This window comes from Microbacterium flavescens, assembly GCF_018588945.1.
Classification (GTDB): domain Bacteria; phylum Actinomycetota; class Actinomycetes; order Actinomycetales; family Microbacteriaceae; genus Microbacterium; species Microbacterium flavescens.
Genome location: NZ_JAFIWA010000002.1, coordinates 414,192 through 430,465, shown reverse-complemented (window position 1 = coordinate 430,465; position 16,274 = coordinate 414,192). Strand labels below are relative to the sequence as shown.

10 protein-coding genes are annotated in these 16,274 nt (G+C 64.8%); 7 read left to right on the top strand and 3 right to left on the bottom strand.

All coding sequences use genetic code 11. The features are described 5' to 3' along the window. Positions 1–126: 126 nt before the first annotated feature. The 7 genes from JX005_RS05695 to JX005_RS05665 all read left to right on the top strand — a co-directional run bounded on the left by JX005_RS05695 (position 127) and on the right by JX005_RS05665 (position 12,133). Positions 127–2,133, top strand: a complete 2,007-nt coding sequence (locus JX005_RS05695; protein WP_214466444.1) for a hypothetical protein — start codon at positions 127–129, stop codon at positions 2,131–2,133. An 8-nt stretch (positions 2,134–2,141) separates the two neighbouring features. Continuing rightward, positions 2,142–3,746, top strand: a complete 1,605-nt coding sequence (locus JX005_RS05690; RefSeq protein WP_214466443.1) for a class I SAM-dependent DNA methyltransferase — start codon at positions 2,142–2,144, stop codon at positions 3,744–3,746. Next, positions 3,743–4,945, top strand: coding sequence for a restriction endonuclease subunit S (locus JX005_RS05685; RefSeq protein ID WP_214466442.1), 1,203 nt, complete (start codon positions 3,743–3,745; stop codon positions 4,943–4,945). The genes JX005_RS05690 and JX005_RS05685 overlap by 4 nt, the downstream gene beginning before the upstream one ends. 71 nt (positions 4,946–5,016) lie before the next feature. After that, positions 5,017–5,625, top strand: coding sequence for a hypothetical protein (locus tag JX005_RS05680; protein WP_214466441.1), 609 nt, complete (start codon positions 5,017–5,019; stop codon positions 5,623–5,625). A 5-nt stretch (positions 5,626–5,630) separates the two neighbouring features. Then, complete coding sequence (locus tag JX005_RS05675) at positions 5,631–6,971, top strand: hypothetical protein (protein ID WP_214466440.1); 1,341 nt, start codon at positions 5,631–5,633, stop codon at positions 6,969–6,971. Then, positions 6,968–10,147, top strand: a complete 3,180-nt coding sequence (locus JX005_RS05670; protein WP_307858504.1) for a type I restriction endonuclease subunit R — start codon at positions 6,968–6,970, stop codon at positions 10,145–10,147. The genes JX005_RS05675 and JX005_RS05670 overlap by 4 nt, the downstream gene beginning before the upstream one ends. Before the next feature lie 189 nt (positions 10,148–10,336). Further along, the gene (locus JX005_RS05665; RefSeq protein ID WP_307858503.1) at positions 10,337–12,133 is read left to right on the top strand and encodes a GmrSD restriction endonuclease domain-containing protein; all 1,797 of its coding nucleotides are present in this window, start codon (positions 10,337–10,339) and stop codon (positions 12,131–12,133) included. A gap of 295 nt (positions 12,134–12,428) precedes the next feature. Here the strand turns inward: JX005_RS05665 and JX005_RS05660 are convergent, their stop codons facing one another. The 3 genes from JX005_RS05660 to JX005_RS16365 form a co-directional block, all read right to left on the bottom strand. After that, the gene (locus JX005_RS05660; RefSeq protein WP_214466438.1) at positions 12,429–12,860 is read right to left on the bottom strand and encodes a very short patch repair endonuclease; all 432 of its coding nucleotides are present in this window, start codon (positions 12,858–12,860) and stop codon (positions 12,429–12,431) included. Then, positions 12,838–14,424 (bottom strand): DUF2357 domain-containing protein, encoded by a 1,587-nt coding sequence (locus JX005_RS05655; protein ID WP_214466437.1) that lies wholly within the window; start codon positions 14,422–14,424, stop codon positions 12,838–12,840. Before JX005_RS05655 ends, JX005_RS05660 begins: the two co-directional genes overlap by 23 nt. Before the next feature lie 204 nt (positions 14,425–14,628). Next, the gene (locus tag JX005_RS16365; RefSeq protein ID WP_214466436.1) at positions 14,629–16,251 is read right to left on the bottom strand and encodes an McrB family protein; all 1,623 of its coding nucleotides are present in this window, start codon (positions 16,249–16,251) and stop codon (positions 14,629–14,631) included. Between the last annotated feature and the right edge of the window lie 23 nt (positions 16,252–16,274).

The following is a 16,274-nucleotide window of genomic DNA, read 5'->3' as shown; positions in this document are numbered from 1 at the left end:
GGCGGTTCGAACACCGCCAAGAGTGAAGCTAGAGAAGTCAGCGGATCCGGCCGCGACGGTGGCGTGATAACCCCCGTTATCACGGACGGGGCACACAAGGTGCGGCAGTTCGGTAGCGTTCACACCATGACCACCCGAGCCCTGCCCGACCAGCGCGCCGCCACCGGCGAGCCACTGCTGGTCACGCTTGCCGGTGTGGCCGAGCTCGCGCAGGTGAGCCGGCCGGTCGCGTCGATGTGGCGCAAGCGATTCGCTGCAGCCGACGACCCGTTCCCGGCCTCGATCGCACGAGTGAACGGTGCAGACGCATTCGACGCGAGCGAGGTCGCCGATTGGCTCTCGCGGACGGCGCACGGGAAAAATCCCGACGCGAAGATGGATGCCGCGGCCGCCGCCGTTCCGGCAGGCTTCTCGTTCTCCGACCCTCAGGCGGTCGGCGAGCTCGAGGCGCTCATCGCCCTTCACGCGCAGCGAGGAGCCCTCGATTCGTGCACGGCCGAAGACCTGCGAAACACTGCAGCACACGCAGACCCCGACGACACGCAACTGCGTAGCGAAGTCGAGTCGCACGCCGATCGCGGCGCGCACTGGCTGGGATACGTCGGCCGCCTCGTCGACGCCGCCTATTCGGCATCCGCTGCTCTTGCTCTCGTCGGCCGACGCCACGCAGCGTCTCGCGGGTCGGCCGGGTCCGCCGGTCGGCTCTCACCGGATGCGGTCACGCTCATCGGTGACGCGACGCGCGCGTTGGCTCATTTCGAGACCGCGATCATCCTCGATCCTCACGACGCCGAGGTGTCATCGGCCCTCGCGATCGCCCTCGGCGACGAGGCCCACGTGACCATTCCCGCGGAGCCCGCCGCGCGGCAGCTGCGCCGGCGCTTGCGCGCCGAGGGCGTGTGGCTTGCCGACGCCGCCGACGGCGCGGCATCCCGATCAGTCACCGTTGCGCGCGTTCCCGCAGGGCGCAGCGATGACATCGCCACGATGCTGCGGGCCGTCGACGACGTGTCGCTCGGACTGAGCGACGACGACGCAGCCGTCATCATCGGACCCGCTCGCGCGTTGGTCGACGCTCTCTCTTCCTCAGACGAACGGTTGCGCGCCGACGTGCTTCGCACGGGTCGAGTGCGGGGCATCGCCCGCCTCACTCCGGGACTGGTCGACACCGCTCCCCGCGAAGCTCTCGCTCTATGGGTACTCGGCGCACCGATGGGGCAGGTCGCGATCGCTGACCGCTTCACCGTTGTGGCCGACCTGACCGACGTCCCCCTCACGCCGGCAACGCGGGCAGACCTTGTCTCAGACATCGTCGCCAGCATGGGCAGCGCGCGCGAGGTCCGCGCCCACTCGTTCCGGTTCGCGATCTTCGCCCGAACGGCTGCCCTGCTGGCGCGCGGCGGCGCGCTGGTCGAGTCGAGCATCACTAGCCAGGGCACCCACCCGAAGGCAGCCGACCTGCCCGCGCTCATCGACGCTGCGGCCGGTACCGTGCAGGCCGATATCGCGCCGATCGTGACGGCGCCCGCGTCCCACGCGACGCCGGCGTCCGCGACGGTTGCGCACCTGATGCACGACGGACACGTCCGCATGATCTCCGGCACGCGCCTCGACCCCGACCTGCTCGGCGCGGAGGGGCTCGTCGTGGTGACAGCATCAGACCTCGAGAGTCCCGCGTCGATCGGCAGCACCCGCGTGAATCAGCTCGCGTTCGCCACGCAGCATCCCACCGCGCAGCTCACCCGCCCGGGCGACGTGATCTTCCGCACCGCCCCGACCGCGGCGGCCTGGGTCGACACCGACGGTTCGAAGGTCGTCGCCTACCCTGCCCGCGTCCTTCGCATCACCGTCGGCGACCCGGGCGGGCTCGTCCCCGAGATCATCGCCGCCGACATCACCGGCGCCGTGGCAGGGCCGGGTGCCTGGAAGCGATGGATACTGCGCCGCGTCGCCCCGCATGCCATCGCGCCGCTCCGCCACGCCCTCGCCGGCATCACCGCAGCCCGCGCCGACCTCGAGGCTCGGGCCGCACTCCTCGACGACTATGCCGCTCTGATCGTCGCCGGTGCGACGTCGGGAGAGGTGACTCTGATCGATACGACCACCGCCGCGGATGCGGCATCCACGCAGTAAGGACGCACATGCCCCGCACACCGAAAACCGCCCCGCAGGCGCCGTCGACCATGAAGGAGTTGAAAGACACGCTCTGGAAGGCCGCCGACAAGCTGCGCGGGTCGATGGATGCCTCGCAGTACAAGGACGTCATCCTCGGGCTCGTCTTCCTCAAGTACGTGTCGGATGCCTTCGACGAGCGTCGCGCCGGACTCCGCTCCGAGCTCACCGCCGACGGTTATGACGATGGCCAGATCGCCGACCTCATCGACGACACCGATGAGTACACCGGGCGCGGAGTGTTCTGGGTTCCCACCAACGCACGATGGGGGTTCCTCGCCGAGAACGCGAAGGGCGCGGCGGTCGACGGCATCGACCGGTCGATCGGCGCGCTGATCGATGAGGCGATGGATGCCGTCATGCAGGCCAATCCGCAGCTTTCAGGCACGCTCCCGCGCATCTTCAACCGCGACAACGTCGACCAGCGCCGCCTGGGCGAGCTCGTCGACCTCTTCAACTCCGCCCGCTTCGCGGCTCAGGGGCAGGGCGGATCGGACGGACGCCGTGCCCGCGACCTGCTCGGTGAGGTGTACGAGTACTTCCTCGAGAAGTTCGCCGCTGCCGAAGGCAAGCGGGGCGGCGAGTTCTATACGCCCGCCGGCGTCGTACGAGTACTCGTCGAGCTGCTGCAGCCCACGCATGGCCGCGTGTACGACCCGGCGTGCGGGTCGGGTGGCATGTTCGTGCAGGCCGAGAAGTTCATCGACGCGCACCACGGCGAGGGCAGCGACATCTCGGTGTACGGGCAGGAGCTCAACGAGCGCACCTGGCGCATGGCGAAGATGAACCTCGCGATCCACGGGCTCTCGGGCAACCTCGGGCCGCGCTGGGGCGACACCTTCGCCCGCGACCTGCACCCCGACCTGCAGGCCGACTTCGTCATGGCGAACCCGCCCTTCAACATCAAGGACTGGGCCCGCAACGAGTCCGACCCGCGATGGCGTTTCGGCGTACCCCCGGCCGGCAACGCGAACTTCGCGTGGATCCAGCACATCCTCTCCAAGCTCGCCCCCGGCGGGCAGGCCGGCGTCGTCATGGCCAACGGCTCGATGTCGTCGAACTCCGGCGGCGAAGGTCAGATCCGCGCCGAGATCGTCGAGGCCGACCTGGTGTCGTGCATGGTCGCGCTGCCGACCCAGCTGTTTCGCTCGACCGGCATCCCGGTGTGCGTCTGGTTCTTCGCGAAGGACAAGGGGGCGCGAGCGGGTGAGGTGCTGTTCATCGACGCCCGCGGGCTCGGACACATGGTCGACCGCGCCGAGCGCGCGCTCTCGGATGAGGACATCGCGAAGATCGCGGGCACCTTCCACGCGTGGCGCGGGATCGAATCGGATGCTGCGCCCGACGAATACGCAGACGTTCCGGGCTTCTGCTACTCGGCGACGCTCGCCGAGATCAAGGCCGCGGACTACGCACTGACACCGGGACGGTACGTGGGCGCGGCTGAGGCTGCGGACGACGGCGAGCCAATCGAAGACAAGCTTGCCCGACTGCAAGCGGAGCTCGAAGCGCAGTTCACTGAGTCCGCGCGGCTTGCCGAGATCGTGCGCGAGCAGCTGGGGCGGGTCTCGTGAATGACGCGACCCTCGTTGATCTGACACTCGAGTCGCGCGACGGCGACTGGGGGCAGGAAGAGGAACAACCTGACAGCAGCAGGTTCGCGATCATCCGCGGTACCGACTTCGCGGAGGTTGCACTCAGGCGAGTGGGCTCCGTTCCGCGGCGATATCTCCCGAACCGGACCTCTGCACGCCGCACCCTGCAGGCGAACGACATCCTCATAGAGACTGCTGGCGGGTCACCCAAGTCGCCGACTGGTCGCACCTTGCTCGTCACGCAGGAAATCCTCGACAGCTTCGAGGGGCCCGTGTCTTGTGCGAGTTTTGCGCGGTTCATTCGTGTCGACCCGCTTCTCGTTGACGCGAGGTTCGTCCAGCGCCAGCTCCAGAATCTTTACAACTCCGGGGTTCTGGAGACGTTTCAGGTACAGCACACGGGGGTCGCGCGATTCCAGTACACGGCCTTCTCATCAACGTATCGACTCAAGCTCCCACCGCGGGCTGAGCAGCAGGCGATCGCCGAGGTGCTCGGCGCCCTCGACGACAAGATCGCCGCCAACACCGCCCTCGCCGCCGCTGCCGATGAGTTGATTCGGGCTGAGTACGTCGCACTTCATGCCGACCTTGTTCGCGTCGGCGAAATCGCTGACTCACCGAGGTCAGGCGTGGATCCGTCGGGCGTCAATCCCGACGATCTCTATGTCGGCCTCGAGCACGTGGGGCGACGTCACATGTGGCTTACTGATGAAGGCCGGGCTGACGACGTCAGCAGCACCAAGTCACGATTCGGAGCCGGTGACATCCTGTTCGGCAAGTTGCGTCCCTATTTCCACAAGGTGGTCTCTGCACCACGAAGCGGAATCTGCTCGACCGACATCCTCGTTGTGCGCTCGCGAGACCGGCGCCTCTCTAGTGTCCTGCTGGCCGCCTTGTCGAGCGATGCGGTGATCGAAGAAGTAGTCGCGGCGAGCGAGGGCACCCGAATGCCTCGCACCAGCTGGAAGGACCTCGCGTCCGTCGAGATTCGTTGGCCCACTTCCGACTCGGCTCAGCAGTTGGCCTCGCGGTTTGACAGTATCCGCGACGCGATGCTCGCGGCAGTTGCCGAGAGCCGAACGCTCGCCGCTACCCGCGACGCGTTGCTCCCGCAACTCATGTCGGGCAAGCTTCGGGTCCGCGATGCCGAGGTTGCAGTATCCGAAGCCGGCGCCTGACGGTGATCGACACCGGCACCGGATAGATTCACAAGACTGCACTGACGCATTGAGCTGGGGAGATTGCGACGTTGAAGAAGTGGTTCGCAGCCATGGGCTGGATGGCGGTGGGGATGGTTGGCGCGACAGCCCTGGTTGTGGTGCTCGCACTTTCTGGGGTCGCGAAGATTCCCGCGCTCTTCAGTACCAATTCCGAGAGCACCGATACGCAGATCGTTCAGTCCGTCAAACGGATTGAGGAAGTTGCGCTCGTCAGCCTGGGGATCCAGGGCATAAAGCGAGAGGGCAGCGATGGCAAGTTCTTCGGCATCGATGTCCCAGCTGGCGATCGATTAACGCTGCTTGAGTACAAGTTCACGGCGAAGCTGGGCATCGACGGCCAGGCGGTGACGATCGACACGACGCGAGTGCCGTTCGTCATCACCATTCCGGAGTTCACATTCATCGGGTACGACCAGCCCCTCTTCCAGGAGCCGATCGAGCAAAACGGGACGCTGGCGTGGCTCTCTCGCGAGATCAGTCAGACCGAGATGATCAACGGCATCCTGAGCCCTGAGAACCAGGAAGAGTACATCGCGACCTATAAAGACGATCTCGAGGATCAGGCCACGCTCTACTACACCAGCATCATCACAGCGATAGATCCCGATGCGGAACTGACGTTTGTGTTTGAGGAGTAACCCGAATGACCGATGAATTCCAGCTCTCCGAGCCCGTTGAGGACGGTTTGGGCAACGAGATCCAATTGATCAGCGACGGAGACGGCCTGCTCGTCTTCGGCGAGCCTGCCGCGGTCGAGCTGTTCGTCGCCTCGACGGGCGTGCCGTCGCGCGAGCTCGATTTGCGGCCGCTGAACTCGGCTGTGGCCAAGAGCGGGTCTGCCCTGCAGACGGCGTCGGAGGTCTCGGCCAACGCCGGGCGGTGGATGAAACTGACCGAGGAGTCGGCGCGCGCCGCGCAGATCGCATCGCGCGGCGCGAAAGATGCGAGGTTTGTAAAGCGTGGACACGACGTCGTTCAGGCCACGACGCGCGGGGCGAACGGTCAATTCACGAAGAACCTGCAGTTCATCAAGCCCGGCAACGTCGGTTCCATGCTCACCAACCCCGCAATCCTTGCAGGCGTCGGCGGCATCATGGCGCAGTACGCGATGCAGAAGCAGATGGAGGAGATCACCGAGTACCTCGCGAAAATCGACGCCAAGGTCGACGACATCCTTCGCGCCCAGAAGGACGCGGTGCTCGCCGACATGATCGGTGTCGAGCTGATGCTCGATGAAACCATGGTCGTTCGTGACGAGGTCGGCCGCGTGTCCGAGGTGACGTGGTCGAAGGTGCAGGGGTCTGCTGCCACGATCGCCCGCACTCAGGCATACGCGCTACGGCAGCTCGACGGGCTCGCCGAGAAGCTCGAGCGTGAGACGAAGATCGCTGACCTCGCCGACCTGTCGAAGCAGGCGCAGGACACCGTCGTGGAGTGGCTCGCGGTGCTCGCCCGCTGTTTCCAGTTGCAGGAGGGAATGGGTGTGCTCGAACTCGACCGCGTCCTCGACGCCTCACCCGACGAACTCGACAAGCACCGCATCGCGCTGCAGACGGCGCGGGGGCGCCGGCGTGAACTCATCGCCACGACGACCACGCAGCTCGTCGCACGAATGGACGCCGCCGCAGGCCGCGCGAACGCAAAGGTGCTGCTGAACCCGCTGTCGGCGAAGGTCGTGGTGCAAGCGAGCAACCAGGTCGCATCCGGTGTCGGTGATCTCCACGCAACGCTCGGTGTTGCTGACGAGCGCGCGGCGCTCGAGGCCCGGCGCTGGTCCGCCGCGGCCGTGGACGTGCGCGACGACGTCGTCGGCGCAAGCAAGGACGGGCTTCACGCCGCGGGTCGCTTCGGCACGGAGACTTTCGAGACCGCACGCATGTCGACCGGGCGCCTCGCCGGCAGGATCGCCGAGCGACTTCAGCGCACGGCCGATTCCGACGCTTCCGGCAGCTCAGACAGCCGAGATGACGGAGCCACGAGGTGACCCGCATCCTCGAGTCGACCTGGGAGCTGGCGGCGCTCGACACGCTCGCCGAGCCGCTCGGCTGGCGTCCCCTGCGGGGCGACGAGATCGCACCCGGGAGCGGGGAACGCGAGACGTGGGATGAGCTGCTCATCCGCCCGCGCCTCGTCGCGGCGATGCAGACCCTCAATCCGGGTGTGCCGCTGCACTACCTGCAGCAGGCGGCGTCGGAGGTCGCGGCCCCGAAGTCGCAGGACGCGCTCACCGAGAACCACCGCATCCACGAGTACCTCGTCGACGGGTATCCGCTGAGCTATCTCGACGCAGACGGGGCGGAGCAGAACGTCCGGGTGCGGCTCGTGAGCACCGACTGGTCGAAGAACGACTGGCTCGCCGTCAACCAGGTCACGATCCGGCAGGGCGACCTGCACCGTCGGTTCGACATCGTGCTCTATGTCAACGGGATGCCGTTGAGCATCGTCGAACTCAAGCGCGCCGGTGCTGCGGGTGCGGGAGTGTCGTCGGCGCGAGATCAGCTGAACACCTATCTGCGCGAGTTCCCGATGGCGTTCCGCTTCTGCGTGCTGGTTCTCGCGAGCGACGGGCTCGATGCCAAGTACGGAACGCCCTTCACTCCTCTCAACCACTTCGCCCCATGGAACGTCGATGACGACGGGGCGAGGCTCGAGCAGCCGCGCATCGAGAACGGCGTCGACGTTCAGCCGCTCGATGACGCACTCGTGGGCCTGTTCAACCAGGAGCGGTTCCTGCAACTGCTGCGCAACTTCACCGCGTTCGACGAGGGGGCCGACGGTCTGGTCAAGCGCATCGCGAAGCCGCACCAGTACTTCGCCGTGGCAAAGGCCGTCGGCAGCACGGTGCAGGCGGTGCAGTCCAACGGCAAGGCCGGCGTGGTGTGGCACACCCAGGGGTCGGGCAAGTCGATGGAGATGGAGCTGTACACGAACCTCGTGACGCGGCATCCGAGTCTCAAGAACCCCACCGTGATCGTCGTCACCGACCGTAACGAACTCGACGGGCAGCTCTTCCACACGTTCACGCGCAGTCTGCTGCTCGCCGAGAAGCCGGTGCAGATCACCGAGCGCGCACAGCTGCGCGCCGAGCTGACCAGCCGGGTCACCGGCGGCATATACTTCACGACGCTGCAGAAGTTCGGACTCAGCAAGGATGAGAAGGAGGCGGGGACGCAGCATCCCCTCCTCACCGATCGCCGCAACGTGATCGTCGTCGTCGATGAGGCGCACCGAAGTCACTACGACGACCTCGACGGATACGCCCGGCACCTGCGGGACGCGCTGCCGAACGCGACGCGGATCGCGTTCACGGGCACGCCGATCTCGTTCGCCGAGCGCGACACGCGTGCGGTGTTTGGCGACGACATCGACGTCTACGACCTCACACGCGCGGTCGCCGATGGTGCGACTGTGCAGGTCTACTTCGAGCCTAGGCTCATCAAAGTCGCGTTCGCTGACGATGCGTCCGAGGAGGACATCGACCGCGCCGCCGACGAGGCGACGGTCGGCCTCGACGATACGGAGCGCTCCCGGCTCGAGGCATCCGTCGCCGTCGTGAACGCGGTGTACGGCGCGCCCGAACGGATCCGTACGCTCGCCGAAGACATCGTCGCGCACTGGGAGGAACGGCGGGCCCGCATGGTGCCGTTCATCGAGTCCCACGGAAAGGCGCTCATCGTCGGCGGCACGCGCGAGATCTGCGCGCGACTGTACGACGCGATCGTCGCACTGCGACCCGACTGGCACTCCGATGCGCTGGATGCCGGTCGCATCAAGGTCGTGTACTCCGGCACGGTCGCCGACCAGCCGCCGGTGAGCACGCACGTTCGGCGCGACTCGGAGAACGCGACCATCAAGGAGCGTCTCAAAGACCCCGACGACGATCTCGAGCTGGTGATCGTCAAGGACATGATGCTCACCGGGTTCGATGCGCCGCCGCTTCACACCCTGTACCTCGACCGGCCGCTCAAAGGAGCGCTGCTCATGCAGACGCTCGCCCGAGTGAACCGTACGTTCCGCGGCAAGCGAGATGGTCTGCTCGTCGCGTACGCGCCCCTGGCAGAGAACCTCGCGCAGGCCCTGTCGGAGTACACGGTCGACGACCAGCAGACCCGGCCGGTGGGACGAAATGTCGACGAGGCCGTGGGAATCGCGCTCGAGCTCGTCTCCGACATCCGCGAGATGCTCAAGGACTGCGACTGGCGTGCCCCGCTGAAGCACGGCGGCCCGCGGGCGCTGATGACAGCAGCGACCAAGGCCACGAGCTTCCTCCGGGATGCGCACAACCCGCTCAACGACCCGGCGCTGGAAGGCCAGACGCTCAAGGCGCGCTACCGCGCAGCGAGCGGCGCTCTCGCGCGGGCGTGGGCTCTGGCATCCGGTCGCGACGCACTCGCGGAGCTGCACTCCGAGATCGCGTTCTACGAAGAAGTGCGCGTCTGGATGGCGAAGTACGACGCCAACGAGCGCCAGGCGCGCGACGAGCCGGTGCCTGAGGAGATTCAGCGTCTGCTCAGCGGACTGGTCGCGAAGGCCATGGCCACCGACGAGGTGCTCGATATCTACGACGCGGCAGGGTTGCCGCGCCTCACCCTCGACAACCTCGGCCCCGAGTACCTCGCACAGGCGCAGAAGGCACGCAACCCACAGCTCGCCATCGAGGCTCTGCGCAAGTCGCTCGTCGACGCCGGGATCGCCGCTACTCGAGGCAACCTCGTGCGGCAGCAGGCGTTCTCGGAGCGCATCGCCGAGATCATGAAGAGGTACACCAACCAGCAGCTGACGGCCGCCGAGGTCATCGCCGAGCTGGTCGCGATGGCGAAGGATGTCGCAGCCGAGGCATCCCGCGGGTCGAACTTCACCCCGCCGCTGTCGAGCGATGAACTCGCGTTCTACGACGCGGTCGCGACCAACGAGTCGGCGATCGACGTGCAGGGCGAGGACGTTCTCGCGCAGATCGCCCGCGAGCTCGTCGCCGTGATGCGGCGCGACGTGCGCACCGACTGGACCGTGCGGGACGACGTTCGCGCCAAACTCCGATCGTCGATCAAGCGGCTTCTGGTGAGGTACAAGTACCCGCCCGACAAGCAGCCCGAGGCCATCAAGCTCGTCATGGACCAGATGGAATCGATGGCGCCGAGATACGCGAGCGAGCGGCGCTGATCGGCATCCCAGACAACCATCCCTTGTGTCAGCACTAACCGACCACTGAAGGTCGGCGACCGTCGCAGAAAGGCAACGCAGTTGAGCGAATCCACGACGAGTTTCACCGCGAGCTCAATCAGTCTCCTCACCCTTCTCAAGTCTGGTCACGATGGCCGCCTCCAGCTGCCTGACTTTCAGCGAAGCTGGGTGTGGGACGAGGAGCGCATTCGGAGCCTCATCGCCTCGGTGTCGCGCGGCTTCCCCGTCGGCGCGGTGATGACACTCAAGACCGGTGGCGCAGTCGAGTTCAAGCCGCGCGTGCTTGAGGGTGCTCCCGTCGACGCCGGTCAGCACAAGGCCGAGTCGCTTCTGCTCGACGGACAGCAGCGGCTCACGTCGATGTATCAGGTCCTGATGCGCGACGAAGTCGTCCATACGATCACGCCGCGTCGTCAGCGGGTGAAGCGATGGTTCTATCTCGACATCGAGAAGTGCCTGGATGAGACGGTCGATCGAGATGAGGCCGTTGTCAGCGTTCCCGAAGACCGCCGGTTCACCTCCGACTTCGGGCGCGTCATCGAAAGGGACCTTTCCACGCAGGAACTCGAGTTCGAGCATGGGATGTTCCCGATCAGCGCCGTGGTCGGGTGGTCGGACTGGAACCAGTCGTTCGTCAGCTGGGCCATGAAGCTCGACGACTTTCAGGAGCGATTCCGACGCATCAGCGAGTTCTACGAGCGCATCGTCAAGAACTTCACCGAGTACCTGGTTCCCGTCATCGAGCTCGCTGCTGCAACGAGCAAGGAAGCCGTCTGTGTGGTCTTCGAGAAGGTCAACACGGGCGGCAAGCCCCTCGACGCGTTCGAACTCATCACCGCGATGTACGCCGCCGACGGGTACGAGCTGCGCAAGGACTGGTACGGAGGGGACGGCATCGAGGGCAGGCATGAGCGCTTCCGCTCGGCACTCAGGCTGCCCTCGGCCTCCGAAGGCGTACTCGCCGGCGTAGGCAACACGGACTTCCTGCAGGCGATCTCGCTCTTCTATACCCGCGACGTGCGGTCTCGCGCGCAGGCGGAGGGGAAGAGCGGAAAGGAGCTGCCGAAGGTGTCGGCGACTCGCCAGTCGCTCCTCGACCTTCCGCTCGACGCGTACCTGCGGTACCAGTCGAAAGTCGAAGCCGGCTTCCTCGAAGCGGCGAAGTTCCTCGTGCGGCTGGGGATCTACCGCGTGAAGGATCTGCCATACCAGAGCCAGGTCGTTCCGCTGGCCGCGATTCTTGCCGAGCTCGGCGGCGAGGCCGACTCGCCTGCGGCGATGGAGAAGATCCGCAGGTGGTACTGGAACGGAGTGTTCGGAGAGCTATACGGCTCGTCCACGGAGACGCGCATCGCTCGCGACTTCCTCGAGGTCGTCGCGTGGGTCCGCGGCGGGGATCTTCCCTCGACCGTGCACGAAGCAACGGTTCGCGCGGACCGGCTGCAGACGATGAGGATGCGGCTCTCCGCCGCCTACAAGGGGGTCAACGCGCTCCTGATGCATGAAGGGGCAGAAGACTTCCGCTCCGGCCAGAAGTTCTCGCAGACGATCTTCTTCGACGAGAACGTCGACATCCATCACATCTTCCCGCAGGACTGGTGCAAGAAGCAGGGCATCGCCAAAGGCATCTATGACTCGATCATCAACAAGACCCCGCTCGCGGCGAGGACAAATCGCATCATCGGCGGAGTAGCCCCGTCTGACTACATGGGTCGCATCGAGAGCGAGAACCCCGAACTGGCATCTGCCGCGTTCGACACCCGACTGCGATCCCACCTCATCGATCCCGACCTGTTACGGACTGACAACTTCACCGCCTTCATGGCAACCCGCCAGCAGGCGCTTGTGGGAATGATCGCCGGCGCGATCGGAAAGCCGGTCATCGTCACGGATGAGTCCGACGGCGGTGAGCAGATCGACGAGGATCCGACCGAGATCGATCTGCTCGGATCCGAGGCGATCTAGACGACCGGGATGGCTCTCATGCTGGAGGTGTCGCCGTGGCGCGGATGATCCCGTCCCGCATAGCCGACGATGCGGCTCCGGCGAGCGGGAATGACGAGCGCGCGGTCGCGGTCAAGCGATACAGCACGCGGGACGAAGCGTCGGCGCTGCTCGTTGCGGCTGTCCGCCAGCTTCGCAACGAGGGAATCGGCCCCGAAGCTGCGTCGCACACCGCCGCGTTGCGTGCAGGATCTACGAGCAGCTTTCGCTCATTGGAGTGAAGGATCGACGAGACGGCGTAAGACGGATGCGCTTGTTAGCGCGATGGCGACTTCTGGGTGAGCACGCACTGGGCTATTGCCCGCGCGACTTCGATCGGCCGCTCATGCTCCCAATATCGCAGCACTAGCCAGCCCCTCGACGTCAAGGCAGCAACGGCGTGCCGGTCGCGCGCCGCGTTCTTCTCAATCTTTGGGCCCCAGTAGGAGGAGTTCGTGCTGGGCACGCGATAGTGCTCCGGGCAACCGTGCCAGAAGCAGCCGTCAACGAACACCGCCACACGTTGCTGAGTGAAGACAATGTCAGCCTTGATCGACAGGTCTCGCTCGGGCCGGACGTCGATACGGTAGCGAAAGCCCATCCTGTGCAGAACTCGGCGAACCGCGAGTTCGGGCTCCGTGTTCGACGAACGATTGCCTTGCATAGACCTGCGCGTAGCCGGCGAGCTAGCCCAGGACGCCGTATCCATTCGAAAAAGTTAGTCGTTCATGCGCGTTATGGCGAGAGCCCGTGAACTCTCTCGGCGTCGCGGGGGCAACCATCACAGCTTCATCCGGCGCCGAGAGCGCTCGCGCGAGCCAGCCTGCAGCTAGCGCCTTACCGGAAGGCAGGAATGGGATCGCGCCCACTCCGACCGCTCCCACGGCCCGATACAAGGGCGCCTCGTGATAGTCGGCGTCCTCGGCAGGAAACAAAGCAACTGCCTGTGCGACCGGCCGCACTGCTCCATTGCCTGCCATCGTTACGATGGCGTCCCTGTAACGATGCATTGCGTTGACGGCATCTGCCCCAGGGCTTGGCCACTTGTACTGCTTGCTGGGACGCTGAAGCCGATACTTCGCGTCGAGCGCAATGATGGTTGTTGGCCACCCTGGCCGATCCAGCAGCACAGCGATGTCGGGGCGGTGCTCCCCCGTAGCGGTGGCGAAGCTCAGGTTGTACGCCACCCGCACTTCTCGCTCGCCGTCGCTGAACCGAACCTCCGCGTGCAGCGATTCGAGCCGCGAGGAAAGCAAGACCTCGGAGACCGAAAAGAACTCGTCGACGGGGTCCGACTGGGGAAAGTGCTGCCTGACCAAGTCGAGAACCTCCAGGAAGCACCACTGCTCGTACAACAAGGCCAAACTGCTCACTCCCGAGGTCACAGTCGCACCCTCCAGAGCAAGGACCTGGCGTAATAGCCGGAGCGAACGATAGACCTGCGAGTATCCAGCCTTGGTCAATAGAGCGGTAGATGGTCGCTCCATGGCATTGGCGTCAGGGGCGGCGCTGCTGAGGATCCGCGATCGACGCAGATCACGAATCGTCGTTTCCATCGCAGACAGCTCCGCCGAAGTAGTGTCGACCACAACTCTCTCGTCAATCCGGCGGTTGCCTGAGTTCCGCAGGTCAGCGCGGATGCGACTGAGCTCGATCTGCACAATGCGTAGCTGGCCGTGGATCCATCTGTGCTCCGGCGTGTCCCAAGACGAGCTTCGGCCATCGAAGGGGAGCAACTCATGCATTGCGGTGCCCTGAACTGTCGTCCATGCTCCTTTGCCGCGCCGCTGACGAATAGCGGTCAGCGTTGACGGGTTGGTTCGTTTGATCTTGTGTACAGGCGCAAACAGCACCTCGCTTCGCAACAGGGAAAGCGGCTGTCTTTCGATGAGCTTGACGCCCTCGACAATAGCGCCCAGCTCATGTCGAAGAATGGCGAGCCAGTCTATATCCGAGCCCGTTGCATCGACTGTCCCGAGATCGCGATGCGTCGAACTGAAGTACCGGAAGAGGAGCCTGTCTCTGTGTCTAGCTATATCTGCCAAGAGTTGTTGATAGTCGTTCTGATAGTCGAGCTTCGAAGGAAATACCTCGAATGACAGGCGAGTGCTCGCACTCTCAGTCTCGAGAGTCAGCTCACAACGACCGATCGTCGACCTAAAGTTGACGAGCCCGGCGACCGCCCCAGTTGACCCAACAGTGGCAAGGTCTGCAGTGATCGAGGCTGCGCGTGCCTGCACTCGTGCACGATCCCCACGACGGGTGGGCTCCATTACGAGACGATACTCAGTCTGCTCCCACAAGCCGACCTGCATTCCATATTCAGACGCGGTCCAAACTGATGCCTCATCGGAATCGACTGCGATCCCAGCGGCTGCGCCCGGCACGACCGCAACCCCCGCCGGAGACTTGGCTTGAATTGCCAGTGAGAAGCTGGGGTGCTCCACCCTGATGATGTCCGCGAATCCGGGCATTGGTTAGAAGAAGCTGGTGTAACCGTCAGACTTCAGGCGCTCGGTCATCGCGCCTACACGCGCCGCCGAGTAATGGCATCCGAGATCCGAGAGCTTGGTTGAAAGATCCTCAAGTGCCGAGCGCATCCCGTGGCCGCTCCCCTGAATGCGCGGAAGAAGCTTGGACGCCACCGCAACATCCAAGGGGGAAATTGCGTTGCCGGCGCGGTCCGCAAACCCGACGCCGACATGGGCGGCTTCGAGGACAAACCCTACGAACTCATCGCGCACACGATATCCGATGTCCAGTCGCGCGACCCGCAGAATGTCGTTCAGCTCGACCAGCGCTAGCAGCGCCTCGGTGCCTGCAGGGCCGTCTTGGTCCGTCCGGTTTGCGAGTCCGACCGGTTCGCCGCGCCAAGAGGCCGCGCCGTACCAGACTCGCTGGTTGCCCGCGGTGGCCGACTGAGCCTGAAGGGCTAAGAGATCGACGCCACCAAATTCAAGCACAAACGCGCGATCGAGAACCTTCTTGGAGAAGTCGAACGTGGACTCGTCAATGTTCACGGACCCAATGATCGCCAGGTTGCTGGGGATCACAACTTCGCTGTAATCAATAGCGTCTGCCGCTCCCGCGCTCGGGAGGAGCGGCGCGGAGTTCCCGTATGGATCCCTGCGCTCCATGCAACTCAGCACATCGGCCAAGTAATACTCGGTGCGTGCGATATTCATTTCGTCGAGCACGAAGAAGTGTTGCTGCTCAGGAGCCTGCATCGCAGACGCGGCGAATCGCATCAACGGTCCTGGTATGAAGTCGCCAGCGAGGTTTGTGTACCCGAGAAGCTCGCTCGAATCCGTCCAATCAGGGCGGACACTTGCAACTTCGACTTCCGCGCCCGTTGCCTCCGCTACAAGCATGGGCACCCTGGTCTTGCCGGTCCCAGAAATACCCGCCAAGATCACGAAAGGCTTTGCGCGCACGGCTGCTAGATATGCGGCAACCTGCCAGGGGTGAAGCGTCATACCTCTCGCGGCTAGATATTCGGCGACGAGAGTGGAGTCAATTGGCTCGCTGCGATACTCCGGTGGGACATATCCAAGGTCCAGTTGGGAGCTGTCCACCAATGGTACGGGGAGCGCATTTACCGTCTGGGAGAGCTCAGGGTATTCCCGTTCAAAGTCCGACCAGAATCCCGGGCTTGCCTCGCGCATTAGCGCGAGCGTCACGTAGACAGGCGCCATCCGGGCGCCATCCGTACTTGCAGACCTGTCGTGCAGGGGTACGCAGTTCTGCGCTGATGACGCTCCAGTCCAGCCAAAGATCTTCTGCTCACCCAGCCCGGAAGCGGTGAAGAACGGAGAATCGCGCATAACGGCGGTTGTAACTACCGGGTGTGCGAGAAGTACGTCTTCAAGACGCACCGCCACCCGAGCCGACGCTCCTTGGAGGTCGTTTGTCCTATCGACCTGCGCAATTCGACCAACCCCAAGGAGCCCGCGATCATTGCTGCTCCCCTGGCTGCTTTCAGCTCCCATCACAAACACCATCAGATCTCCGACGATGTGGGAGGCGTCGTTCGTGAACTCTATGGGCGGCTGGCCAAACTCAACTACGGTCGGCTCGGGAGGTCTGGCTCCCGACCCCACGGTGCTGCGGTAGAAGTCCTGTT

What these genes read in the sequence shown, in the direction of transcription:
- JX005_RS05655 (WP_214466437.1), bottom strand. Translation starts at nt 14,424, where the DNA reads ATGGAGCCCACCCGTCGTGGGGATCGTGCACGAGTGCAGGCACGCGCA.
- JX005_RS05690 (WP_214466443.1), top strand. Translation starts at nt 2,142, where the DNA reads ATGCCCCGCACACCGAAAACCGCCCCGCAGGCGCCGTCGACCATGAAG.
- JX005_RS05675 (WP_214466440.1), top strand. Translation starts at nt 5,631, where the DNA reads ATGACCGATGAATTCCAGCTCTCCGAGCCCGTTGAGGACGGTTTGGGC.
- JX005_RS05660 (WP_214466438.1), bottom strand. Translation starts at nt 12,860, where the DNA reads ATGGATACGGCGTCCTGGGCTAGCTCGCCGGCTACGCGCAGGTCTATG.
- JX005_RS05695 (WP_214466444.1), top strand. Translation starts at nt 127, where the DNA reads ATGACCACCCGAGCCCTGCCCGACCAGCGCGCCGCCACCGGCGAGCCA.